This is a genomic window from Gracilibacillus sp. JCM 18966, from assembly GCF_055392695.1.
The window spans coordinates 1,883,232-1,909,225 of the sequence record NZ_AP043883.1 but is presented as its reverse complement, the minus strand read 5'-3'; the positions used below and the strand labels follow the sequence as shown (position 1 = coordinate 1,909,225).

19 protein-coding genes are annotated in these 25,994 nt (G+C 36.4%); 4 read left to right on the top strand and 15 right to left on the bottom strand.

Annotation, left to right across the window (positions count from 1 at the left end):
* Window positions 1–40: 40 nt before the first annotated feature.
* The 5 genes from ACZ5N5_RS09185 to ACZ5N5_RS09165 all read right to left on the bottom strand — a co-directional run bounded on the left by ACZ5N5_RS09185 (window position 41) and on the right by ACZ5N5_RS09165 (window position 4,861).
* Entirely contained in the window at window positions 41–739 is a 699-nt protein-coding gene (locus tag ACZ5N5_RS09185) for a carboxylesterase family protein (protein WP_054861162.1), read from the bottom strand.
* A 37-nt stretch (window positions 740–776) separates the two neighbouring features.
* Complete coding sequence (locus ACZ5N5_RS09180; RefSeq protein ID WP_109985742.1) at window positions 777–1,763, bottom strand: LacI family DNA-binding transcriptional regulator; 987 nt, start codon at window positions 1,761–1,763, stop codon at window positions 777–779.
* A gap of 79 nt (window positions 1,764–1,842) precedes the next feature.
* Window positions 1,843–2,664, bottom strand: a complete 822-nt coding sequence (locus tag ACZ5N5_RS09175; protein ID WP_054861161.1) for a carbohydrate ABC transporter permease — start codon at window positions 2,662–2,664, stop codon at window positions 1,843–1,845.
* Between the two features lie 11 nt (window positions 2,665–2,675).
* A complete protein-coding gene (locus ACZ5N5_RS09170) occupies window positions 2,676–3,563 on the bottom strand; it encodes a carbohydrate ABC transporter permease (protein ID WP_109985741.1) in 888 nt (295 codons plus the stop codon).
* 65 nt (window positions 3,564–3,628) lie between these two features.
* Window positions 3,629–4,861, bottom strand: a complete 1,233-nt coding sequence (locus ACZ5N5_RS09165) for a sugar ABC transporter substrate-binding protein (protein WP_464373671.1) — start codon at window positions 4,859–4,861, stop codon at window positions 3,629–3,631.
* A 355-nt stretch (window positions 4,862–5,216) separates the two neighbouring features.
* Between ACZ5N5_RS09165 and bglX the strand changes: the two genes are divergently transcribed.
* Complete coding sequence (bglX, locus tag ACZ5N5_RS09160) at window positions 5,217–7,400, top strand: beta-glucosidase BglX (protein ID WP_464373670.1); 2,184 nt, start codon at window positions 5,217–5,219, stop codon at window positions 7,398–7,400.
* Entirely contained in the window at window positions 7,400–10,687 is a 3,288-nt protein-coding gene (locus tag ACZ5N5_RS09155; RefSeq protein WP_464373669.1) for a GH36-type glycosyl hydrolase domain-containing protein, read from the top strand. Before bglX ends, ACZ5N5_RS09155 begins: the two co-directional genes overlap by 1 nt.
* 219 nt (window positions 10,688–10,906) lie before the next feature.
* On the opposite strand, the gene ACZ5N5_RS09150 is transcribed toward ACZ5N5_RS09155, so the two are convergent.
* From ACZ5N5_RS09150 to ACZ5N5_RS09140, 3 genes are all read right to left on the bottom strand, one after another.
* Complete coding sequence (locus ACZ5N5_RS09150; RefSeq protein WP_109985737.1) at window positions 10,907–12,817, bottom strand: beta-glucoside-specific PTS transporter subunit IIABC; 1,911 nt, start codon at window positions 12,815–12,817, stop codon at window positions 10,907–10,909.
* Between the two features lie 120 nt (window positions 12,818–12,937).
* Entirely contained in the window at window positions 12,938–14,713 is a 1,776-nt protein-coding gene (locus tag ACZ5N5_RS09145) for a sulfatase (protein WP_464373668.1), read from the bottom strand.
* 176 nt (window positions 14,714–14,889) lie between these two features.
* Complete coding sequence (locus tag ACZ5N5_RS09140) at window positions 14,890–15,654, bottom strand: MurR/RpiR family transcriptional regulator (protein WP_181397687.1); 765 nt, start codon at window positions 15,652–15,654, stop codon at window positions 14,890–14,892.
* 203 nt (window positions 15,655–15,857) lie between these two features.
* Here ACZ5N5_RS09140 and ACZ5N5_RS09135 point away from each other — a divergent pair, with 203 nt between their 5' ends.
* Entirely contained in the window at window positions 15,858–16,751 is an 894-nt protein-coding gene (locus ACZ5N5_RS09135; RefSeq protein WP_109985734.1) for a LysR family transcriptional regulator, read from the top strand.
* 192 nt (window positions 16,752–16,943) lie between these two features.
* Here the strand turns inward: ACZ5N5_RS09135 and ACZ5N5_RS09130 are convergent, their stop codons facing one another.
* From ACZ5N5_RS09130 to ACZ5N5_RS09110, 5 genes are all read right to left on the bottom strand, one after another.
* Window positions 16,944–18,284, bottom strand: a complete 1,341-nt coding sequence (locus ACZ5N5_RS09130) for a sulfatase family protein (RefSeq protein WP_464373667.1) — start codon at window positions 18,282–18,284, stop codon at window positions 16,944–16,946.
* Window positions 18,285–18,315: 31 nt separating this feature from the next.
* The gene (ptsG, locus tag ACZ5N5_RS09125) at window positions 18,316–19,851 is read right to left on the bottom strand and encodes a glucose-specific PTS transporter subunit IIBC (protein ID WP_464373764.1); all 1,536 of its coding nucleotides are present in this window, start codon (window positions 19,849–19,851) and stop codon (window positions 18,316–18,318) included.
* A gap of 452 nt (window positions 19,852–20,303) precedes the next feature.
* Window positions 20,304–21,131: a PRD domain-containing protein gene (locus ACZ5N5_RS09120; protein WP_054861155.1), complete on the bottom strand. Its 828-nt coding sequence runs from the start codon at window positions 21,129–21,131 to the stop codon at window positions 20,304–20,306.
* A 39-nt stretch (window positions 21,132–21,170) separates the two neighbouring features.
* Window positions 21,171–21,665 (bottom strand): PTS sugar transporter subunit IIA, encoded by a 495-nt coding sequence (locus ACZ5N5_RS09115; RefSeq protein ID WP_464373666.1) that lies wholly within the window; start codon window positions 21,663–21,665, stop codon window positions 21,171–21,173.
* 365 nt (window positions 21,666–22,030) lie between these two features.
* On the bottom strand, window positions 22,031–22,996 hold the full coding sequence (locus ACZ5N5_RS09110; protein WP_464368409.1) for a formylglycine-generating enzyme family protein: 966 nt from the start codon (window positions 22,994–22,996) through the stop codon (window positions 22,031–22,033).
* Between the two features lie 195 nt (window positions 22,997–23,191).
* Here ACZ5N5_RS09110 and ACZ5N5_RS09105 point away from each other — a divergent pair, with 195 nt between their 5' ends.
* On the top strand, window positions 23,192–23,998 hold the full coding sequence (locus ACZ5N5_RS09105; RefSeq protein WP_109985730.1) for a sulfite exporter TauE/SafE family protein: 807 nt from the start codon (window positions 23,192–23,194) through the stop codon (window positions 23,996–23,998).
* A 199-nt stretch (window positions 23,999–24,197) separates the two neighbouring features.
* Here the strand turns inward: ACZ5N5_RS09105 and ACZ5N5_RS09100 are convergent, their stop codons facing one another.
* Together ACZ5N5_RS09100 and ACZ5N5_RS09095 are read right to left on the bottom strand one after the other, a co-directional pair.
* The gene (locus ACZ5N5_RS09100) at window positions 24,198–25,184 is read right to left on the bottom strand and encodes an aldo/keto reductase (protein ID WP_054788171.1); all 987 of its coding nucleotides are present in this window, start codon (window positions 25,182–25,184) and stop codon (window positions 24,198–24,200) included.
* A 489-nt stretch (window positions 25,185–25,673) separates the two neighbouring features.
* Window positions 25,674–25,823: a hypothetical protein gene (locus tag ACZ5N5_RS09095; protein ID WP_464373815.1), complete on the bottom strand. Its 150-nt coding sequence runs from the start codon at window positions 25,821–25,823 to the stop codon at window positions 25,674–25,676.
* Window positions 25,824–25,994 lie beyond the last annotated feature (171 nt).

The window sequence follows — 25,994 nt, the reverse complement described above, 5'->3', positions numbered from 1 at the left end:
AGTAAAAAATTTGTAAATACTCTTCGATTCTTTATATTAACTATGTTAATTTCTGTTGGAGCAACCACTTATACAACTCTCGATGTTGATAAGCATTTACCCATGAATCATGTCCAACTCCAGAATAAATCGTTAAATGGACATTAGAGTGAATGTTTTTCAAATAATTGGTTATCATTACCGATTCATTCATTGGTATGATATCATCTTGATCACCATGGAACGCCCAAACCGGCATATGTCGTAATACCTGTAATTTCTCCGGGAGCATTTCTTCTGTGACTATCTCTGTAAATTCCTCTCTTCTATGCTGCGGTAATGTCACAGCTCCACAAACTGGAACCAATGCCGCAAAGTAATCAGGGTATTGTAACGCTAAATTCCATGCACCGACTCCCCCCATACTCATTCCTGTTAAATAAATTCGCTTTGTATCAACATGGTAAGAAGTAACAATAGTTGTCACTAGTGACATTAGCACGTCTAAATCTTCAGTCCAATAAGAATCAGCCGAACATTGTGGTGACACTACGATAAACGGAAAGGAACTGTCCTTATCTAGAAAAGACGGAATTCCGTGATATTTAACAGTTTCTAAATTGTCACCTCTCTCTCCAGCCCCATGGAGAAAAAGAATTAATGGAAATGTATATTCTGGCTGCTTTTCTAACGAATCAGGCAAATATAACAAATAACGAATAGTTTTTTCTTGTTTCGTAAATACTTTTTCCTTTTGCAAAAAGCTCCCCCTCTTTTCTTGGCTAATAGATGGATAACTATTTTCTAACTGATTCTCGAACGACCAATTCCGTGGATAATGTATACTTTTGATTGATCTGTTTTCCCTCTATCAATTGAAAAATAAGGTCTACAGCAAGTGCTCCAGCTTCATATTTTGGTTGCTTGATTGTTGTCAATGGTGGTGAAACATATTCAGATAGTTGAATATCATCAAAACCGATGACAGAAATTTCTTCTGGCACCTTGATTTGGTGGTCTCTAAATGCCTGCAAACCACCTATTGCCATCTCATCATTACCATAAAAAATCCCCTCGGGCAACTCACCACGAGCAATCAATAATTTGGTTGCTTTATATCCTCCTTCTCTCGTAAAATTACCGATCGAATTCAGATTGGAATAGGCAGTTAAGTTGTGATTTTTTAATGCTTCCATGTATCCCTTTAAACGTTTCTTATTATCATTAGAATCTTGCGGTCCCCCAATATATGCAATATTACGAAGACCCTTCTCAATTAAATATTCTGTCGCTAAATAACCACCATGCTCATTATCAACTTCTACATGATACACATATTTATTTGAAATATCTCTATCCAGAACAATTAGCGGAAAATCCTCTTGGGCAGATTCTATTGTAATTTGGTCACTGATGTTATGAGCCAAAATAATTGCTCCATCTACGCGTTTTTCCCGTAAAAATTTAACAGCTGTTGACTGTGGGCCTCCTATTGAACTACAAGCGATTAAATCATAACCATTGGCCATTGTTACATCTTGAACACCTTTAATTAATTCTGAGTAGTATGGGCCAGATAGGTCACTTAAAATCAAAGCGATCGTATTGGTCTTCGTCCGTTTCAAGTCAGAAGCTATACCATTCTTTTTATAATTTAGTGTCCTGGCCGCTTCCTCCACTCTTTGTTTAGTTGCTGCACTGATCCTTGTACTGTTATTTAATGCATATGAAGCGGTGGAAACCGCTACACCTGCCAACTTAGCGACATCTTTGATTGTTGCCATTCCTACTTCCTCCATTACTGCTTCTTTTCCTTGTATTTAACTTTATCAGAACGATAGATTGAAGTCATTTTTCATCCGATTATTTAATACCAGACACGTTAAACCCTTCAATAATATATTTTTGAAAAATTACAAATATGATTAATACTGGTATTACCATAAAGGTAGAACCTGCCATTTGCAAACCATAATTGGTAACATTTTGGTCTTTCAATAATGCTAATCCGACCGATAATGTATACAACGATTCATCATTCGCGATAATTAACGGCCATAAGAAACTATTCCATGAGCCGATAAATGTTAATATAACTTGCACGGCCAGAATAGGCTTTGCTAACGGAATAATCAACCGTATAAAAATATAAAATTCTCCTGCTCCATCTAGCCTTGCTGCTTCTATTAGATCGTCTGGGATCGTCACCATAAATTGCCTGATTAAAAAAATATTAAAAGCTGCTATTAATCCAGGCAATACAATACCACTCATTGTATTCGTTAATCCCATTTCATTTAAAATAAGGTAGGTCGGAATCATCGTTACTTGCCCTGGCAACATCATCGTAATCAGAACAATGATAAACCATGTTTCCTTTCCTTTAAATTGAAATTTTCCAAAACCATAACCAGCCATTGTGTTTAAAAATAGCCCGACCATGGAAAAAAAGACAAGGATTAACGTATTAATTAAATATACATCAAAGTTTAAGTTTTGGAACAAATTAATATAATGCTCAATGGTTGGTTCATTTGGAAACAATGTTGGTGGAATATTTAATACTTCACGCTCATTTTTGAGCGAACTTAAGATCATCCATACGAAAGGAAGGGAAACGAGCAGTCCACCAAAGGTCATAATTCCTATAACAACCGTCTTTTCCACTCTATTTTTCAAGTACATGGTCGATCACCTCATAATGTTTGATCAGATTTTCTGAATTTGAATTGAATCAATGTTGCTACAATAATGATTGCAAACAAAATAAAAGAGGCCGCAGCACCATAGCCAAATTCATTGTATTGAAAACCTTCTTGATAGATAAAAAGTGCTATCGAATTCGTTCCATTTAATGGACCACCCTCTGTCATAACAAAAGGTTCCTCAAAAAACTGTAGCCAGCCAATCAATGTTGTTACCGTAACAAAGAAAGTAGCAAAGCTCATCGATGGCAATGTAATCCTAATCAATTTCTGCCATCTATTGGCTCCATCAATATCGGCAGCTTCGTAATATACTCTTGGAATGGATTGCAATGCAGCTAAAAAAATAAGCATGCTAACACCATTACTTTTCCAAACAGCCAATAAAATCAAAGACAATTTAGCTACAAATGGGTCTTCTAACCATGGGATTCGACCAACATCTATTAAGGATAATAGATAGTTAAACAACCCATACTCTTGGTTATATAAAAAACCCCAAACAACCGCAATTGCTACAATATTCGTCACCGAAGGGACATAGTAAATCACCCGAAATGTCGAAGCTAATTTCTGTCCCACTAAATTGATAAAGAAAGCGATAAAGAAAGAGCTTCCTACAGCTAACGGTACACCTATAATTACATAGATAAACGTATTTCTCATTGATTGCATAAATGTTTCATCTTTAAACAATTCAAAATAATTATCTAAGCCAACAAAGTTAATTTGCGACCAGTTCGCTAATCCTATTAAGTTAGTATCTGTGAAACTAATACTAAAAGCGACAATAATTGGCAAAAATGAAAAAACTATTAAAAGCAGTACTGCTGGGCCGATAAAAAGAAACGGTGTCCATTTCTTTTTCATTGCGTTCAACGAAATCACTCCTTTACAAAGGAGGGAATGCTATCTCGTACATCCCTCTCCTTTAATACACTCCATTATTTTGAGAGAATCTTTGAAGCCTCTACTTGGAATTCCTCTAATGATTGATCAATATCTGCTCCACCACGATTGATTTCCTCTAGGACATTTAAAATCTCGTTACCTAATCGTTCATATTCTGGAATTAAGGGTAATGGTTGCGTCGACTCCAATTGTTCTCCAAAAGTACTAACCAATCCGTCATTGGCTAAAACAGGATCTTGCCATGCTTCTTTATTAGCAGGTAATTCACTTTTTGTTTCATACCATTTTACCTGTGTTTCAGGATCTGCCATCCAATTAATAAATTCTAGTGATTGGTCCACCTTTTCAGAATTAGCGAATACAGAAAGATGTGCACCACCCATCATAGACTTATTATTTTCAGCGGTCGGCATTACTTTTACATTCCATTTACCATCAATTTCAGGAGCTCTGTCTTTTATTGTTCCAATATCCCATGGCCCACTGAAAAACATTGGTTTTGACCCATCACTAAATGCTTGAAAGAATTCTTTCCCTTCTCCCATTTGAGATAGTCCTTCCTCATAAAATAAATGATGTAACTCAATCGCTTCCTTAAAATTCTCACTATCGAAGCTTTCCGCACCCTTATCGATATCGTAATTCCAACCATGCTCCCATGCTAAAATAAATGGAAATTGCGGATCAGTCGTAGGTAAATCAATCGCATACTGATCTTCCCCTCTATCTGCTAGCTTTCTGGAAGCATCGATCATATCATCCCATGTTTCTGGACCATTCGGATAGCCTACTTCTTCTAAAATATCCGTTCTATAGAATAATGCCCTCGTATCTACATACCACGGAATACCTATTGTTTTACCATCAAATTCCGTTGTCCCTATCGCACTATCATAGAAATTATCCGGAGCTAGATTTTCATAATCATCAATGTATTCAGAGATATCCATAAAAGTATCTGCTTCCGCAAACTCTGCCACCCAAGTCGTTCCAATCTGTAAGACATCTGGTCCTTTTCCAGAAGCAACAGCAGTTAATAATTTATCATGTGCACTATCCCAAGGAATTGATTGAACATCGACTGTTATGCCACTTTCTTCTTCAAAATCTGTTACAAAATCATCTAATCCTTCTGACATTGTCCATACCTGGATAGTATTATCACCAGCTTCATCTTCCCCTGAACTATCTCCTGAAGAGCATGCACTTAATGTAATGATGGCTGTTAAAAAAGATACAAAAATAAATGGCTTCACTTTAAACATAGGAACACCCTTTCATAAATTTATACAGCAATAAAATTTCTTCTAAGTATTATCTTCCATTCATTTACATCCAATAAACTAATCTTATAAACGATAGTGCGTTCTTGGAAAACAACCCCTTTCAAAAAAACGAATCGAAACGTTTCAACAATTTTATTATAGATTAATCTGTAATCGGTTTCAAGTGATTTTTATTTTTTTGTGAACATTGTTTTATAGACGATATATGTTAATAAACACAAATTTAATTATATATTTTTTGTTGAAACGTTTCTACAAATAGATTATAGTAGTTTTAAAATCAATTGCAATAGATTTATTTTTTTGTGTATCAATTAACAGGAGGTAACAACGGATGAAAAGCAATAAAGCTATTGAATTATTAGCAAAAATGACTTTAGAAGAAAAAATTGATCAACTTATGCAGTTGGCTACTCCCTTTTTTAAAGGAGCTTCAGACAACGGTAAAATCACTGGTCCAATGGTTCATTTAAAGGTAGACGTAAAAAATGTTCAAAACGCTGGATCTGTACTAGGTGCCTCAGGGGCTGAAAATATTATATCTATTCAGAAGAAACATTTAGAGGAAAACCGACTAGGAATACCTTTATTATTCATGTCGGATGTTGTCCATGGATATAAAACTATTTTTCCTATACCTTTAGCAATTGGATGTTCATGGAATATTGATCTTGCTGAACAAAGCGCCAAAATAGCTGCAAAAGAAGCAGCAGTTTCTGGAATCCATGTAACATTTGCTCCAATGGTTGACTTAGTCAGAGATCCGCGATGGGGACGGGTAATGGAGTCAACTGGTGAAGATCCATTTCTTAATAGTATGTTTGCAAAAGCACAAGTGAAAGGATTTCAAGGAAAAGATTTAAAGACTAACTTAGATCATATAGCTGCTTGCGTAAAACATTTCGCAGGTTATGGAGCTGCAGAAGGAGGTCGAGACTATAATACTGTAAATATGTCTGATCGCGAGCTCCACGAAAACTATTTACCTCCTTTTAAAAATGCTATCAATGCTGGAGTTAAAATGATCATGTCATCCTTTAATATCGTTGACGGCATTCCTGCAACCGCAAACAAATATTTAATGCGTAACATTCTGAGAGAGCAATGGGGATTTGATGGTGTTATTATTTCAGATTGGGGTGCTGTCAAAGAGCTAATATCCCATGGTGTTGCATCAAACGAGCGTGAAGCTGCCTTAAAAGCACTAGAAGCAGGAACAGATATTGAAATGATGACTCATTGTTATACAGAAAACTTAAAAAATTTAGTGGAGAGTGGAGAACTCGATGAATCTCTCATCGACGAAGCAGTGATAAGAATTTTGCAATTAAAAGATGATTTAGGCTTATTTGAAAATCCTTATCGTGGTGCTGACATTAAGCGAGAGCAAAAAGTAGTCATGTCCAACTCTCATCGGAAAGCTGCTAGAGAATTAGCAGCAGAGTCCTGTGTCTTGTTAAAAAATGAGAAGAACGTACTTCCGCTAGAGCCAATGCAAAAAATAGCGTTAATTGGCCCATTTGTGGATAGCGGAGACATTCTTGGACAATGGTCTTGGCTAGGTTCAACCGACGATGCGGTTACCATAGCAGCTGGTCTAAGCAAAAAAGGTAAAAAAAATGAAGTCCTTATTTCTAAAGGCTCTGACATTACAATGATTACAGAAGATTTAAAGAAGCAAGCTATCGAGACAGCTAAATTGGCAGATGTAATTGTCATGGCTGTCGGCGAGCATTCGAGTATGAGTGGTGAAGCAGGATCAAGGTCGAATATTCAATTGCCAGAAGCACAGTTAGAATTGATCAAAGCAATATCAACCGTTGGAAAACCTATTGTAACGGTTCTATTCAATGGTAGACCACTTGACTTACATGGTGTAATAGAGCATTCTGATGCATTGTTAGAAGCATGGTACCCTGGTACAGAAGGCGGTAACGCAATAGGTGACATTTTATTCGGTGATCAAAATCCATCTGGAAAATTAACGATGTCTTTTCCTTACTCAGCAGGTCAAATTCCTGTTTACTATAATCATTATAATACAGGACGTCCTAAAGGTGCACCAGATGCCCAAGTACGTTATGTTTCCCAATATTTAGACAGTCCAAATGACCCTCTATTCCCATTTGGTTTCGGCTTAAGCTATACGACTTTTCAGTATAGTAATCTGAAACTATCAAAAAATCAAATCACCAAAACAGACAAGCTAATTGTTTCATTTAATGTGAAAAATACCGGCAGTGTTTCTGGAAAAGAAATAGTTCAATTATATATTAGTGATACGGTTGGTGAAGTCGTACGTCCGGTAAAAGAATTAAAAGGATTCAAAAAAATAGAATTAGATTCAAATGAAGAACAAACGATTTATTTTGAATTGTCAGAAGTAGACTTACGATATTTCCATAGCAATCTAGCATATAAAAGCGATCCTGGTACGTTTATTGTTTCTGTCGGAAGTAGTAGTACAGAAGTAATCGAACTTTCATTTCAATTAATACCAACTAAGGAGGATCAATAATGTCCAATAATAACATTGAAATTAAAACAAGTGGGTTAAGCTATTCCTTTTTATCAAGTGGTGACTTATATGCTATTACAAAAGACAATTTACTTATAAACCAGCAATTATCCAATACTATAGATGGTTCTATGCAGAATATTTACTTACGTATTATAGAGGATAATGGACAAATCATCTATCACCCCTTACTAGGTGTTCATTCTGAAAGTACCTTTTATCAATCGGATCATACATTGAAATGGGTAGGTACATTTTCTAATGTTCATTATGAAGTTATTTTTCATGCTGTTGATTATACTTGGTTCTGGGAAGTCAACCTAGAGGGAAACAACAATAATGTAGATATAATATATGGACAGGATTTAGGGCTTGCCGAGCTAGCAGCTGTCCGTTCAAATGAAGCATATGTTTCTCAATACATCGATCATACGGTATTTGAAGACGAACAGGTAGGCTATACAATCTGTTCCCGTCAAAATCAACCACAAAATGGTCGCTTTCCATTTATTCAGCAAGGGACATTAAACAAGGCCACTGGTTATTCAACAGATGGATTTCAATTTTTCGGGATATCCTATAAATTAACCAATCTACCAGAAGTGCTTTCAAAAAGACATTTGGCAAAGGAAGTATATCAATATGAATTTGCCTATACCGCCTTACAAACAGAAGCTGTTACATTGAAGGGTAAGGATCAATTTGTTTTCTATGGATCCTATCGACCTGACCAGCCACCTGCTATAACAAAAATGGATGGACTAGCGGATATTATGCAAACATGGGAAAGTATCCAAAGTAAGCCAACGCCACCTTATCAACAGGTTGAAATAAATGCTAATTTGTTTAACTACGTATCACTAAATACTTTGCCATTAACCGAGGAAGAATTAAATGCTTATTATCCTATCCGACAATTAGAGGAGTACAAGAATGGGAATCTATTATCTTTTTTCACTAATCAGTATGAACATGTTGTACTAAAGGAAAAAGAGCGATGGATGGAAAGACCGCATGGACACATCTTAATGAGCGGTAGCAATGATCAAATACGAGATGATGTATTTACTACAACTTCTTACATGTATGGCATTTTTAATTCTCAATTATCTGTTGGCAATGTTGAGATGAATAAATTATCGACCAATGCTCGTAATCCTTTAAATATTCATAAAACATCTGGACAACGAATTTATATAGAAATTAATAAAACCCTCCATTTGTTAGCTATGCCCTCTGCCTTTGAAATGGGCTTTAATTATTGCAAATGGTACTATAAAACAGAACAAGATCTATTGATTGTTACTAATTTTACAGCAGTAGCTACAAATGATGTACAGTTGCAAATTCAGAGTGCATCAGGGAAGAGCTATCGTTACTTTGTTACACAGCAAATTGATCACACAAAAGGATTTATCTTTACCAATGACCAAGCAACAGGTACCTATCTATTTAACTGGAAGGAGAAAGCAAACCAAGTATACCCTGATCTACAATACCGGATGAAGTTACCCACTAATAGCAAGGTATTTCAAGATAACAATTCAACTTCATTAGTATGTTTCACCACGGACAAGACAGATAGCTGGAGTATGGTGATAGAAGGTCAGCTAAAACATAGTCAACAACCATTGCAGGTAAAAGACTTTACATTAGAAAAAGAACGCTACCGTATATTTTTCCATGATGTAATGAGAGGTTTCCACCTTTCTATGAAAGGTGATACAACGGAATATCTAGAAAAAACTAATGCAATAGCATGGTGGTATACACACAATATGCTAGTCCATTTCTCCACTCCACATGGTCTGGAGCAATATGGTGGTGCTGCATGGGGAACACGAGATGTGAGTCAAGGACCTTTTGAATACTTTATGGCAACTAGACATTATCAAACCGCTAAGGAAATTATCAAAACAATCTATTCTCATCAATACCAAGATAGTGGAGATTGGCCGCAATGGTTTATGTTTGATCAATATGTCTCCATTCAGCAAGAAGATAGCCACGGAGACATTATTATCTGGCCACTCAAAATTATCGGTGATTATATTGAAGCGACAGGAGATTTTACTTTACTGGAAGAAAAAGTTCCTTATATGGATCGTCTTACTAAGAATTTTTCTGCTGAAGAAATACCGATAATAGATCATTTAAGAAAACAAATTAACTATATTACATCCACCTTTTTACACAATACATCATTACCAGCTTATGATGATGGGGACTGGGATGACACGTTACAGCCTGCAAATCAGGATTTAAAACAATACATGGTCAGCACCTGGTCTGTCGCATTGATGTATCAATCAATGAAAAAGCTAGCAACACTATTAACCACTTGTTATGAAAGGGAGCTAGGGAAACTAAAAGATATCGTATTGTTGCTTCAAAATGATATTGAACATTATATTCTAGATAGTGATGTTATACCAGGTTTTATCTATATGGAAGATCCTAGTAAAGTTAAAAAAATGCTACATCCATCTGATCACGATACAGGAATACAATACCGTTTACTACCAATGCAACGTGCTATTATCAGTGAATTATTTTCGTCTGACCAGGCAAATAGGCATTATGGATATATCAAAAAACATCTTTTCTTCCCCGACGGTGTCCGATTAATGAATCGACCTGCATCATACAACGGTGGGGTTAGTTATCAATTTAAACGTGCAGAGCAAGCAAGTAACTTCGGTCGCGAAATAGGACTACAGTATGTACATGCACATATACGCTTCATTGAAGCAATGGCTAAACTTGGAAAGGAAGAAGAAGTTTGGAACGGTTTAAACGTCATTAACCCAATACTTCTAAATAAATCAGTTCCTAATGCTGACATTCGTCAGAGTAATGCTTATTTTAGCAGTTCTGATGGGAAATTTCACACTAGATATGAAGCTCTAGAAAAATTTAACCAATTGAAAGATGGTAGCGTAAAAGTAAAAGGTGGTTGGCGAATTTATTCAAGCGGTCCCGGAATCTTTATGAATCAATTGATTTCCAACGTCTTGGGAATTAGAGAAGTAAGCGATGCGCTTATTATTGATCCGATCATTTTAAGGGAATTGAATCAACTAATGTTTGATTTTCAATATGAAGACCAGCCAGTTACCTTTATCTATTATACAAGTAGCAAGGAAAAAAGAGTATATGTGAACAACCACAAAATAGCATTTAAAAAAGTTCAAAACCGCTATCGCAATAACGGGTTTAAGCTTTATAAAAAAGAACTTTTACACCATTTAAATGGTTCACAAAATATAATAAAAGTATATTTATAATGGGAAACTTCCCTCAGTGGGGATTTTACCACTTGGATAAATTAGTATAGTACAGTAACAATACTTATAATAAAAGCGACTTCCGAAAAACTATTGAGATTAAAGGAAATGCCCCTAAGCTTTACTAGGCATTTGGAAACCCTTTATTTCCATACTCCGGAAGTCGCTTAATTAACTATCAAGTCTAGATTTTTCTATTTTTTTCTAAAAGTCATGTAATTAATGAATCACTGCTTTGATTAATTGTCCACCAGGATCTACATTATCTGCATTTGTTAGAATAAGCTCTTTATACTTATCACTATTAGTAATGAGAACAGGAGTTACTACTGAAAAACCGGCTTGTTTGATTTGCTCTACATCAAAATCTATCAGTAATTGACCTTTCTCTATCCTATCTCCTTGTTTAATCGAGGATTTAAAAAACTTCCCGTTTAATTGAACAGTATCTAATCCAATATGCATTAAGATTTCAGCACCATTATCAGTTGTTATTCCGACAGCGTGATTGGTTGGAAATAGTGCAGTTACTGTCCCGGAAACTGGAGAAACCAATTTACCTTCTGTAGGATCAATTGCAAGCCCCTTTCCAAGCGCTCCAGTAGAAAAAGCTTCATCCTTCACTTCTGATAATGATAGAACAGTTCCCTTCAGTGGACTAGTGATGTTTTCGTCTTGATTGTTGTCTGTACTATTATGGTTATCTTCTTCTTTCAGGGATTCTCCATCTTTATTTTTTTTACTCAATCCAAATAAATAAGCAAGTATAAAGCCTAATACTAAATTTACTCCCATTGCAATGATTCCACCCCAGAATCCGATGTCAAGACCCTCGGAACCAATTTTAGACGGTATACCAAAAACACCTAGTCCACCCATCATATATACTTTCGTACCTGTTGCTCCCATAATACCTCCTCCAACTGCAGAGGTGATAAGAGTTATAATAAACGGTCTTTTTAAAGGTAAGGTAATCCCATAAATCGCAGGCTCCGACACACCAAAGATACTGGATATAGCAGCAGGTATACTTAGAGTTTTAATCTTTTGCTGTTTCGTCCTAGCCATTACCCCAAGTACGACACCAGTTGTTGCTAGCGATGTGGCTGATATTAAAGCTAATATAAAGTCATAACCAAAAACTGCTAGGTTGTTCATTGCAATCGGAATGAAGCCCCAGTGGAGACCAAACATTACAAATAATTGCCATAATCCACCAAGTATCAAACCTGCCAATAATGGACTTAGATCATATGCCCAGACAGTAGCTTGTCCTAATAGTGAACTAATCCATGTAGCAATTGGTCCAATCACAATAAAAGTGATTGGGACGATTACTAGCAATGTGAAAAATGGTACAAGAAAGGACTTTACAACATCAGGAATTACTTTGATAAACCATTTTTCCAATTTTGATCCAACATATGCTGCCAATATAATTGGAATCACAGAAGATGCATAACTCATTAGAATAACTGGTATTCCAAGGAATGTAATATGGATAGGTGATTCAAATATAGTTCCTTGAAATAAGGTATAAAGTGGTTCCCCTTCCGTAATACCAGAAAGTGAAGGATACACTAACGCTGCACCTATAGCCATCCCAACGAAATGGTTTCCACCAAATTTTTTCATTGCTGTAAAGCCCAAAAATACAGGAAAAAAATGGAAGAGAGCATCACCAACAGCCTGTAGAATATGATAGGTTCCAGTTGTATTCGCATACAAACCTAATGCAACAAACAAAGCATTAAAACCTTTAATCATTCCTGAAGCAGCTAAAACACCCAGTATTGGTGCAAATATTCCAGAGACAATATCAATAAATTTGTTAAATAATCCCTGCTTTTCTTCACTTTCCTCATCCGCAGATGATTGAGTATCAAACCCTCCAACAGATAGTACTGCTTTATATACATCAGATACATGATTGCCAATCACTACTTGGTACTGCCCACCACTTTTCATAACGGTAACAATACCATCCATATCTTTTAATACACTAGTATTTGCTTTATCTTCGTCTTTCAATTTAAAACGCAAGCGTGTCACACAATGGACAACACTGTTAACGTTTTCTTTTCCTCCAATATTTTTTATAATGTCATTTGCCAATTGTTCGTATTTCATCTCTCCAACCCTCTTTCTTTGATAGATTCATGAGATAATCCTGTAACATGCAGGATTATCTCATTTTTTTAAGCCCTCATAAGTTTTTGATCATTTTTCGAGCTTTTTCGATAGTAGAAGCTAGTCTATTCGAAGAGCTAGGTCTAATTGATAAAAAATAAATCCTTGATCTTGCTTGTCTATATGTTCTGTTATCCAATTCTTCAAATGTTCATCTGTTACTGCATTATGCTCACTTGTTTTTTCAAGATCTGCCTTCAACAATGCCACTTTTTCTTCTTTCATGATAGCTACCATTGCCAAATAGCCCTCTTTCATACAATAATTGGAGAATTTAATATTTTCACAAACAATTTCTTGCTTTTTATCAAAAGTCTTATGCTCTTCTAATAAATCCTCTATACTATTAATTCGATCTAGACCATAATAGAGATATTGCGATTCAGGAGCTTCATTTTCCTTCATTAATTCCTTTAATTTTGTTATCATTTCAAATTCTTTCTCTAGGTCATAAAGCGGCTTTTCTTGATTGGGATCTTCCTTATAGTTAAATAATTTATTACCAAAACGCTGATAACTTTTCGCCATATAATCAGTCGTTTTCATCTTTAAAGTACTGATCCCCTTTGTAAAGGCAAAAGAATTATCCAATTCAGCACCCTGTAGTTCCTCTTTAGTAAAGCGTCTATTCATCCTCATTGGCATTAACGTATATTCATGTAGCTCCGCTTCTCGACCAGGCATTGGTCCTCTCATATAAATATAGTCACCATCGACCACATTAATATTGCTACCAAAATAACCAAATAAAGCAGCATCGTGAATTATTTCTTCTGATTCAATTACCGAGCTTAACGGTTTCCCCATCATGTATTCTGGTAAATCTACTTCAAAGAACTCTAATATAGTTGCAGGTATATCGATGTTTTGTGCTAACTGGTTTCTAGTTTCATTTTGAACACCTAGTTTTGGATCCCATATAAAAAATGGTATATGAGCAATTTCATTATAGACTGGCATGATATTCTTACCCCACCATTCATGTTCTCCTAGAAGTAGTCCATGATCTGTATTCACAATTAACATCGTATCTTCCCACATATTATTCTCATCCATAAAATCTAGTACCTTCCCTAAATATGCATCACACATTGTCAATAGGGCTTTATAATACCCTTTCACAACATCCGCTTTTTCTGGAGAAAAATCATCGTGTGAATATTGGAGCCAACCATTGAAATCGTCTTTCGATAGCCCATATAAATGTAAATACTCCTCAGGTACAAAAAATGGCTCATGTGGATCAAAGCATTCAATTTGCAAGAACCATTGATCCGCATCCTTATTTTCGTTCAAAAACTCCATACCTGCATCGACAGTTCGATATAAGGAGTGATCTTCTTCTTTTTTCATAAAGGTTCGATTCACTAGATCTTGAGAAATACTAGCCTGCTTTCGTTTTTTTGCAAAATCAGGAAGGTTGTCTAGCCCTTCAACATCCATTTTCTTATCAACTTTTGCTTTCCAGTTATCTCCTTCCTGTCCTCGTATTAATTCATAGGAGGAATAACGAGTATGATAGGTGGAACCACCATCTCTCCAATAATGTTTATGATCTGTAACAAGATGTGTATAAACCCCATTTTGTTTTAATATTTCTGGCATGGAGTCATCAAAAGGTTCGATTGGTCCCCAACCACGATGCAAAAAGTTGTAACGACCTGTGTGCAACTCTCTCCTTGAAGGCATGCAAGGTAAGCTGCCAGCAAAAAAATTATCAAATTGAACAGTCTTTCTTTGCAATCGGTCGAAATTAGGTGTTATTACATCAGAATGTTCATAAGCATTTAAATAATTTCTTTTTAAGGTGTCAAACATAACTTGAATCGCTCTCATCATCTATCTCCTTCCCTAGCATTTTCATGTTGCTCTATCATGATGAGATTATAGTATAGAAAACACTGTAAAAGAAGGTCTTCCAGCCATATTGGGAAACGGATTCATGAGATGGGAATATTTTAGATCATAAGAAAAAGGCTATTACATAACTGCAATAGCCTCTGCGATATAGTTTATTTATCCTGTAACGTTTTATTTTTATATTCAAAATAATGATAGGCAAAGATATCGATGACACTGTAAAAGGCACTTGAGGAAGAAAACCAACTGGAATTATGATTGATATTTACCGGAATACAGAAGGTTGCATGATTCATTAACCAGTTATGATGAGAACCAGTGATGGCAACGATATTAACATTCTTAATTAAGGGAATACTAAGCGCCTCCTTAAGAGTCGCATTGTTGCCAGAACCTGAAAATACTATTATCAAGTCCTCTTCCGAAATTCTTTCCATCAACAATTGGTAGATATTTGTACCAATATCCAAAGGGAGGGTTTGCATATTTTTACCAATACCTAGAAACATTCTTTGCATTTCTTTGGCAAGACCTTGTTGCATGAGACCAGTCCCCGTTATATAGACATTTGGACTTCTATCAATAGCTTCGCAAATTTTAGTAAGATCCATTTCATTTAACTGATTAACGGTCTGCTCTACATTGCTAATCACTATTTTTCCGAAGTCTTCTTGTGTAAAAGATTTTTCCGAATGATTTTCCCACTTCATAAAGTTTCTCATTTCTGTATATCCAGAGAACCCTAGCTTCTGTGCAAATCGTAATACAGAAGATTTAGAGCTTAAACTTTTTTTAGCAAGCTCATTAATTCCTAGATCATAGATATCTTTCCTATTATCTAATATAAACTTTGCCAAGACTCTTTCTCCTTCACTAAAGGTCGTGTGGTTATCATTAATTAATTCTTCTAGCTTCACTAGAATCACCTTCTTATTTTATTGATGTTTTGTTTCTAGTTACCTTAACACCATGATAAATCATCAAGTTTGATACTTATTTATTTAATAATAGTACAACCAAATAAAATTATAAACCTTTGATTCTTTCCAAAGGTGACACAGTTCTATCTCCGATATATAATGATTACAAACGCTACAACACCATTAAAGGAGCCGATCGTATGAACATCCAAGTATTAAAAACATTCTGTCTGGTCGTAGAGACTGGTAGTATCAATCAGGCGGCGAAATCCTTATATTTATCTCAACCTGCCATAACAAAGCAAATACATCAAATCGAAGCAGAATATGGAGCGCTCCTCTTTAATCGAAAAGACGGGAGATTGTTACTTACTGAGAGCGGACATGTGCTATATCCATTTGCCAAGTCGATTGTTCAAGATTACAACCAATCAAAGGAAGCAGTTATTGCAAGTGTAGCAGGATATGAAAGCACATTAAAGATGGGTGCAAGTCTCACAATCGGGGAATACTTATTACCCGGTTTACTAGGAAAATTTAAAAAGGAAAACCCCGATTTTCATTTATCTTTATATGTGGAAAATACTCCAAAGGTTTTAGCACTGCTGTTAGACGATATGATTGACATTGCACTAGTCGAAGGAATCGTAGATGATACAAAACTATCGATTGATAAAATTAAAGAAGATGAATTAGTTCTCATCCACGCACCAGATCATCCCTGGAATTTGAAAAGTGAAGTCAAAATAGACGAGATTGCTCAAGAGAGAATGATTTGGAGAGAGCCCACCTCTGGAACGAGAGCGATTATCGAAAATTTCTTAAATGAATGGGGTATATTAGAAAAAATCGAAAGCTATATGGAGCTTGGTAGTACCCAATCGATAAAAAGTGCGGTAGAGGCAGGTCTTGGAATTAGTATCGTCTCAAGACTAACCGTTGCTCGTGAAATTGAGCAAGGATATTTACATGAAAAGAAAATACATGACGCTGAATTAAAACGTAATTTATGGATGGTGTGGAAATCTAAAAGATTCACCAAAAAAAGTGTACAAATCTTTATGGCATACATACGTGCGAAGGAAAAAAGATGAAGTTTACGGAATTCATCTTTTCCATTTAACAAAAAGCTTATGCTTTCATCCACAGCGAAAATTTAAATTTATTACTTCTCCTCTACATTTCAATAAATAGATAGGATATCTGTCTTGTTATAATTTTCAGCAACATTTTTTACTATTTTGAAAAAAAGCAGCTATCCAGCGTAATGCTGAATAGCTGTTCTATTATTTCTTCATCGCTTCATAAGTATTGCCTTTATGTGTTTCCTCTGCCCATTTCTTTGACTCAACACCTGGAATATCCTGCCCACTCAATAGTGGGTCCTTTGTGTCCCTCATCCACTTAGACACCTTTTCTCGTAATTCACTTGCAACCTTTTTATAAGCAGGGTCATTTATGAGATTATGCTCCTCAAACGGATCCTTCTCTAGATCATAAAGCTCTTCAGGTTCATTAGCTACATAATATTCTTTACGAACATCGGGACCTGAAAGGCTTCGGTGAATATCCACAGGCATATAAATTTTTGGTCCATCCTTTAAATTTTTTACATATTTATACTGGTTTGTGCGAATACCTCGCATCGGATGGTACTTGTCATGCCACGTAAGCTCACAGAAGAAATCATTGCGTACAACCGAAGACTCACCTCTTAGTAAAGAAGCAAAGCTCCTACCATCAATCTGATCCGGAATCGCGGTTTCCGTTAATTCTAAAATAGTTGGCATCATGTCAATGTTACATAGTAAATCACCAATAACTCTACCTTTTCCGAAAAGTGCTGGGTTGTAAAAAATGAGTGCCGTTTCTAAACCAGCATCCTTCATTGTTCCTTTAGCTCTCGGAAAAGCAATTCCATGGTCTGTTGTAAAAATTACGATTGTATTATCTGAAAGACCCGTCTCTTCTAATGCATGCATAATTCGGCCAACTGCTTCATCTAACACCTTTACCGATCCATGAAACTGTGACAAATCTTTTCGGATATTCGGCGTATCAGGTAAGTAGTCAATCACATTAATGGAATCGACATCATCTGCTAATGGTTCGTATTCATCAAAAGAACGGTGAGTTTCCCAAAACCCTACATTAGCGTAAAAAGGTTGATCATCATCTTTGTCCGCTTTTTCCTTAAGAAATTCAATGGTCTTGTCAGCAACCCGAGGTGAACGTGCGCCCTCGATAGCCTCATAGCGATCAAAACCTAGTTTATAGGTGGAACTGTATTGACCAAATTCCTCTTCTCCAATTGTTTCATGGCTGAATCCAATTAAAGAAGTTTCGTAGCCTGCTTTTCTTAGTTCATTCGGTGTAGTTGTTTCTCCTTCATTTATATGAAATCCTAAATGTGCAAGTCCAATCAACCCATTGTTATGCGGGTATTTTCCCGTTAAAATGCTTCCCCTACTTGGGCTGCACTGTGGTGCTGGGCAATAGTATTGATCAAATCGGACACCGTTTTCCGCTAGCTTATCAAGATTTGGTGTTTCTACTTGGTGTCCATAGGTTCCTAGATATCTACCAGTATCATGAGTAATCATAAAGATAATATTTGGTCTTTTCATTTATAGCATCCTTTCCTTCAACGAATCTTTATTAGTCACCGAGACCTTCTTCTACTTCTGTTTTAATAATCGTTACGTGCGGACCATAAATTGCTTGAACACCTTGTCCTTTTACAAAAACACCTTTTGCGCCAGATTTTTTGAGTTGCTCTTCAGAAACTTTATCACCATCTTTTACTGTGACACGTAGGCGAGTTGCACAATTATCTACATCCTCAATATTCTCTCCCCCACCAAGTGCTGCAATAATCGCCTGAGCTCGTTCTGACCCTGCGATAGTTGTTTCCTCTAGTTCCTCATCTTCACGACCTGGTGTTTTTAGATTAAACTTCACGATCATGAAACGGAAGACAACGTAATAAACAAGGAAGAATAAGATACCTACGATTGGTACAAGAATCCAGTTTGTTTTGTCGTTTCCTTGTAGTATTCCAAATAAAGTGAAGTCAATAAGTCCAGCTGAGAATGTCATACCGATTGTAATATTTAAAAGGTGTGCGGCAACATAAGCAACTCCCCACAAAGCAGCATGAATAACATATAGCACTGGCGCTACAAATAGGAACGTAAATTCAAGCGGTTCCGTTATACCTGTTAAGAAAGAGGTTAATGCTCCTGTAAATAACAGACCACCAACAACTTTTTTATGTTCAGGTTTAGCAGTATGATACATCGCTAAAGCTGCCCCTAATAACCCGAACATCATAGGCAAATATTTACCACTCATGAATCTTGATGTGCCAACAAAGAAATGTTCTAAGTTAGGATCTGCTAATTGAGCAAAAAAGATATTTTGTGCCCCTTGGATAACTTCGCCATTTACTGTCATTGTTCCACCAAGACCAGTTTGCCAGAACGGAAGATAGAAAACATGGTGCAAACCTAGTGGCCCTAACAACTTCACAATAAATCCAAATAGGAAGGTACCAAAGTATGCTGTTTTATCTACAAGATCGGACATACTTGCAATACCTGATTGAATTGGCGGCCAAACAAAGAACATTGCAACACCAAGAAAAATAGACATAAAAGCAGTTATTATTGGGATAAAGCGTGAACCACTGAAGAAACCGAGAAATTGTGGTAATTGAACCTTACCAAATTTACCATGTAGGTAAACCGTTAATAAACCAGCAATAACCCCACCGAAAACACCTGATTGTAATGTTTGAATCCCTACCGTCATGCCTTGGCCAGCACCAGCAAGGTTTTCCGTAGCAAGTTTTCCAGTGATTTGTAACATAGCATTGATTGTCGCATTCATAACAATGTAGGATAAAATGGCTGCTAAACCTGCAACACCTTTATCTGATTTCGCCAGCCCTACGGCAATGCCTATAGCAAAGATTATAGGTAAGTTAGAGAATATTATTTGACCTGCAGAGCTCATAATCGTAAAGATTGCTTGTAGCCATACTAGATCTAAAAATGGATAATTTTCAATTGTTGCTGGATTAGAAAATGCTCCACCAATCCCTAATAATAAACCGGCCGCCGGAAGTACAGCGATTGGTAGCATAATTGCTTTTCCAAATACTTGGAACTTACTAAACAAGTTGTTAAACATGGAACCTCTCTCCTTTTTATCTATTGGTGTTTGTGACGATTGTAGCAATTGGTTTATTTTGGTATAAATAGAAAATCCAATTTCATTTCCAATAATAAGTTCAATATGATCTGTTCGTGCTAACACTCCGTGGATATTATCCATTTGTTTTAATTGTTCTTCCTCTACTAAATCTTGATTTAGTAATGTAAGTGACAACCGTGATCCATCTAACGAAACACTAGTCACATTCGATATACCACCGACTTTCGATAAAATTTGTTGGTAAAGCTCTTGGTTTGTCATCACGAAGTCTCCTTTCCATTAAAAAATAAAAAGACCTAAAACAGTTAAGATAATCAAAGTCCTCTTAACTATTTTAGGTCTTGCCTGCACTACCAGTCACAATCCCACTTTATTTAAATTATTATCTGATTATCATTACATTACATAAAATGAGTCAACTACTAAATTTATTTTTCATAAATCAGTCTCTGTACATGAAGTGCAATATATGCTAACTCTGACTCCGGAAAATCAATATTATACTCGGTTCGAGCAAAATTGGCTGCGACAGATGCACATGTGTATGCCTGTTCATGTTTCTCTTTAATCATCTTCAGCATTTCCTCATCTAACTGATAAAAATCTTGATCACTGTAATAACGATTTATTGCAAATTCTAAGTGTGTAATCAGTCGTTGATAGGTCATACTTCCTTTTTCTATAGCAATATTTAAATCACTCGAAATAATATCTACCATATCCTGGATGATCGCAGCCTTTTGCACCGTTTTCTCCACATTCTGAAAATTCATTTTAGCAGTATGAATGTGGACAGCGATATAAGCAGCTTCATCTATTGGTATTGGAATCCCCATTCTCTCCTCCATTTTTTCTACTGCCCATAAACCGATATCAAATTCTTCATGGTAAAGTAACCTTATTTCATTTATTAACTTATTTTTAATATTAATTCCTTTTTGGGAACGTTCAATCGCAAAGGACAGATGGTCTGTAAGCGAGATATGAATATGTTCATTGAGTTTAATTCCGAGTTTTTCTTCTGCATAACTGATAATCTCTTCTCCTAATAGAATATGTTCCTCAGGCAAGGTCTCTAATAGCTCTTGAAATTTTTTATTCTCTTCTTTTAAGATAAATATTTTTTCAACCTTAGCCTGATCAATCAGATCATTTTTTCCTTTTTGAAAAGCAATACCAGGACCCAAAATTATTTTCTCCGTATTTCCTTCTTTGATAACAACCGCATTGTTATTCAATACCCGATTAATTTTCATGTGTACATCACCTTCTTCCTAGGATGGCTAGCCTGCCATTTACTTTTTTACTTCATAGCTGACAATCGCTGTCTTTCCAGCGGATACCTCCCTACTATCCTGTTTAGAAAGGTTGTCTATTTTATCTTCATTCGTAATAACAATTGGAGTAATAGTACTTGCTGCCTCGACATTTATTTGCTCCAAATTAAAAGATACTAATAATTGGCCAGCTTTTACTTTATCATTTGTCTTAATATATGTCTCAAATGGTTCTCCATTCAATGATACGGTTTCTAATCCAATATGAATGAGGATCTCTATTCCGTTTTCCGATTTTATCCCTATAGCATGTTTCGTTGGAAATAATTGAATAATTTCACCATCTACAGGTGATACTACTTTTCCTTCACTCGGCACAATCGCTACACCATCTCCCATTAATTTTTTAGAAAAAGTTGGATCTGGCACTTCTTCTATAGCAATTAATTTACCTGATAGTGGTGTAACCCATTCTTCAGTGATTTTCTTTTTTCCAAATAATTTGTTAAACATGGAAAATCCCCCTTTTATCGTATAAAAAAACAGACCCAAATTAGTGAAATTAATCACCAACTTAGGTCTTGCCTGCTTTACCAGTCACAATCCTCATATTCACCTAATTACGATTACTATAACGATACTTTACCACAACTTATAACAAAATAGTCAGTCCATTTAGTTATACCCTATAACAAATAGTGAATATTTACAAGCATAAAATTCATGTTGATTAAAAAATAAATATTCTAGGAGACGGTTAGCATGGATATAACAAGTTCTTATTACTGGTGATTTGCTTGGCCAGTAGTGGCTAGGAATTGATTAACTTCCAGCTCTCTACTTAACTTAGAGCTCCTGAAATACATCTTCACCCTAACTTATGCATCGACCACACAACGAAATCCTAAATTACCTGTAGCACTATCGATCGTATTCGAACTTCGTGCCGCAACTCGATATCGATTACAATAGGATTTGTGGCAAAGGTACGAGCCACCACGCATTACTTTACTTTGACCTGTCTTCGGTCCAACTGGATTTACGACCTGGGATAAATCAGGTGTCCTTGTAAACCAGTCTGCACACCACTCCCATACATTACCCGCAACATTATAGAGTCCATATCCATTCGCAGGAAAAGATTTTGCAGGTGCTGTTCCAGTATAGCCATCCGCTTCTGTATTCTCTTTTGGAAAATCACCTTGCCAAATATTACAATAATGCTCTCCATTCGGTGTCAGCTCATCCCCCCAAGGAAAAAGCTTCTGCTCAAGGCCACCTCTTGCTGCATATTCCCATTCTGCCTCTGTCGGGAGACGTTTTCCAGCCCATTTACAAAAAGCTAACGCATCGTTCCAGCTGACTTGTATGACAGGATGATCCATGCGGTCATCAATGTTTGAATCTGGCCCTTCTGGTTGGTACCAATAAGCCTCTTCTACTGCATACCACCATGGGGTTTGTGGTAATTGTTTTGCCCTTTTTGCTACATTTTGCGAGATAAATTTATAGAAAACAAACGACCATCCATACTTTTCCGACTCTGTAATATAACCTGTATCCTTCACAAAAGCACTGAATTCTTCATTGGTTACCGCATAAGTATCGATATAGTATGGTGCTACGGTTACTTTTCTTATCGGTCCTTCACCATCTGCAGGAAACCCCTCATTATCTTCGGTTCCCATTAAAAATTCCCCTCCCGTGAGGTGGATCATTTTTTCTTTATATTTTATCTGTTGACTTTGTTCTATTTTCTCCGTTTGTTTTTCTGGTTTAATCGTTTTCTCCAAATCAGCACGACTACCAGCACAACAAGAACATGGTGTATTCTCTGTATCCATTTGTATTCACATCCTTTAAGTTAAACCAAACCAAATACTTTTGTAGTTCTTTTACTAGTGTACATTATTTTTATATAACAATGCTAGAAAACCAAGTCATCCATTTGGTTATACCCTATTACAAATAGTGAATATTCAAAGAGCCCAACTTCTGAGATGATGTATATAGAAAAATTTATCTTGGGGGCAACTACTATGGATATCACAACAGGACTATTACTATTAATTATCGGCTTAATAGCCGGGTGCTATGGTACAATTGTCGGGGCCGGGGGAGGATTCATCTTCGTACCGGCATTGCTACTAATTCTACATACAGACCCTGCCATCGCTGCGGGGTCTGGCTTAGTTATTGTATTGATCAATTCCATCTCAGGAATGATTGGCTATGCTAAGCAAAAGAAAATTGTTTACAAAACAGGTCTCACTATTGGAATAAGTGCATTACCAGGATCTGTGTTGGGAGTATGGTTATTACAGGTCTACTCATCCAATTATTTTTACGTTATTTTTGCATCAATCTTAGTTGGATTAGGAATATTTCTTTTTAGTAAGAACACCACGATTTTAAGAAAGAGGCAACAAGAAAGTGTTACTCGAGCTAGGACAACTGATGCAGTGGAACCAATTGTTGAGAAGACAACAGCCATTCAGTCTAAATGGTTGATTCCGCTAGGCTTTTTCATGGGGATATTATCAAGTTATTTAGGTATTGGTGGTGGATGGCTACTTGTTCCCATCTTAATTTATACTTTTAGGCTTTCTACCCATTACGCTGTCGCCACATCGATCTTTTCTTTATGTCTCTATACATCAGTTGGTGTTGTTTCACAGCTATTCTACAGTAGTATTGATTGGATGATCGTAGCATGGGGTGGAATTGGAGTTATTTTAGGATCACAGCTTGGTGTCTTATTATCTCAGAAATTACCTGGTAAAGTCATCATGCAAATGCTTTCGATTGTTTTGGTTGTGATTGGGTTTCGGATGTACTTTGGGTGAGGCTTTTAAGAATGATAATCCATTTTTCATAAGTTTATAAGTTAGTATAAATCTAAAAAACCTTCAGAGACTTTAACAAAAAGAATCTGAAGGTTTTAAAATAATTTCCTCACACATTTTAGCATGATCACGGCGCTAATCAGCTATAAATAATAGAAAACTACAACAAGCCCTTATTCCTTTCTACTCTATAAAAACTTTACCAAGCGTATGCTTCTGGTGCTTCACCATAACCTGGGAAAATTTCGTCTAAACGGTCCAGGGATGCTTGATCTAATTTGATGTCAACGGCACGCAGAGATTTTTCAAATTGTTCCAGTGTACGTGGACCGATAATTGGTGCATCTAATGCGGGATTATGCAATACCCAAGCGAGAGCTATATCAGCTTCACGCTCTCCCAATTCCTTGCAAAAATCTGAAAAGGCTTCCAATTGTGCTCGATGTTTTTCAATTCGTTCTGTTTGACCAGCAGTTCGAGATCCTTTATCTGGATTTAATGCATTTCCCCCAAGCAAGCCACCATCTAGTGGACTCCAGGCAATCACACCAATTCCCTGATCCTTCGCTGCAGGTAGTACTTCTAATTCTGGAAGACGGCACAGTAAACTGTATTTATGTTGTTCAGATACGAGGCCTAAGAAATTGCGTTCTTTCGCAGCTGCCTGCGCTTTAATAAGGTCCCAACCTGCAAAGTTACTTGAACCAACGTAATCAATCGTGCCTTTCTGTACTTCTGCTTGAAATACTTCCCAAAGCTCCTCCCAAGAAACATTACGATCAATATGGTGCATTTGATACAGTTCAATGTGATCGGTCTGCAATCGTTTAAGTGACCCTTCTAAATGACGACGTACCTTATAAGCAGATAAAAATCTTCCCTCATTTGGTCCATCGTTCTGATCCCCCATGTTATTATAGACTTTGGTAGCAAGTACAACCTTCTCCCTGCGATTTCCGCCTTGAGCAAACCAACGACCAATAATTTCTTCTGTCCAGCCGTGACGACCTTGACCACGATAACCACCATATACATTTGCGGTATCAAAGAAGTTTAAGCCTGCATCGAGTGCCGCATCCATAATTTTGTGTGCTTCCTTTTCCTCAGTAGACGGACCAAAATTCATGGTTCCTAAGCAAAGTCTACTTACCTTCATGCCTGTACGACCTAGATTGGTGTATTCCATTTATTTCCCCTCCTCCTATGTACTTAGCTTCTCTCTTACATTATAGGAGATTAATATAATTCAAACAAATCTGATTACTTTTCTTTTGAAAAAATTAATCATGGTAAGAAGGGGAGACAGCGTATTAGGCTACGCCAACTCATCATGAATGGAATCAAAGTTCAACGGATGTCGTTTTGAACCTTCCAAAGTTTTTCAAAAGTGAAACTTCTCCATCCATTTGTCCATTATTTCTTCGACCAACCTGCTAGTTCACTCAAACCGGATCCACTCTTATTGAAGAAATGCTACTCTTTAAGCACATTTTCCTTAATTAAGGTGTCACTTTTAGATGATTCGGTAATTATTAAAATACATCATCTCTAACCGTCAGCAATGAAAAAGGCTTCTCAAAAGTTAAATCAACTAATGAGAAGCCTTTTTATATACTTGATATTAGCATTTTGTTAACAAACAAAAACCCTTATACATTAAGTGTTTGAGCGGTTATTACATCATGCCGCCCATTCCAGGCATTCCGCCGCCCATTCCACTCATATCAGGCGCTGCGCCACCTTCTTCTGGAATGTCCGCTACTACCGCTTCAGTAGTAAGGAACATAGCCGCTACAGATGCTACGTTTTGAAGTGCAGAACGCAATTTAATCCTGTTTAATCTTTATCTAAAGTAGATAGACTACTTCTCAAGCTTATGTTTACAAATCAAGTATAAAGAAGTGATAGCAATAAGTAAAGTTTTAATTTTTTGCATTTTCTAAAAATAGCCGGTATTAAAAATTCGTGTTCCTTTCCTATTAAACTCCTTTGAAAA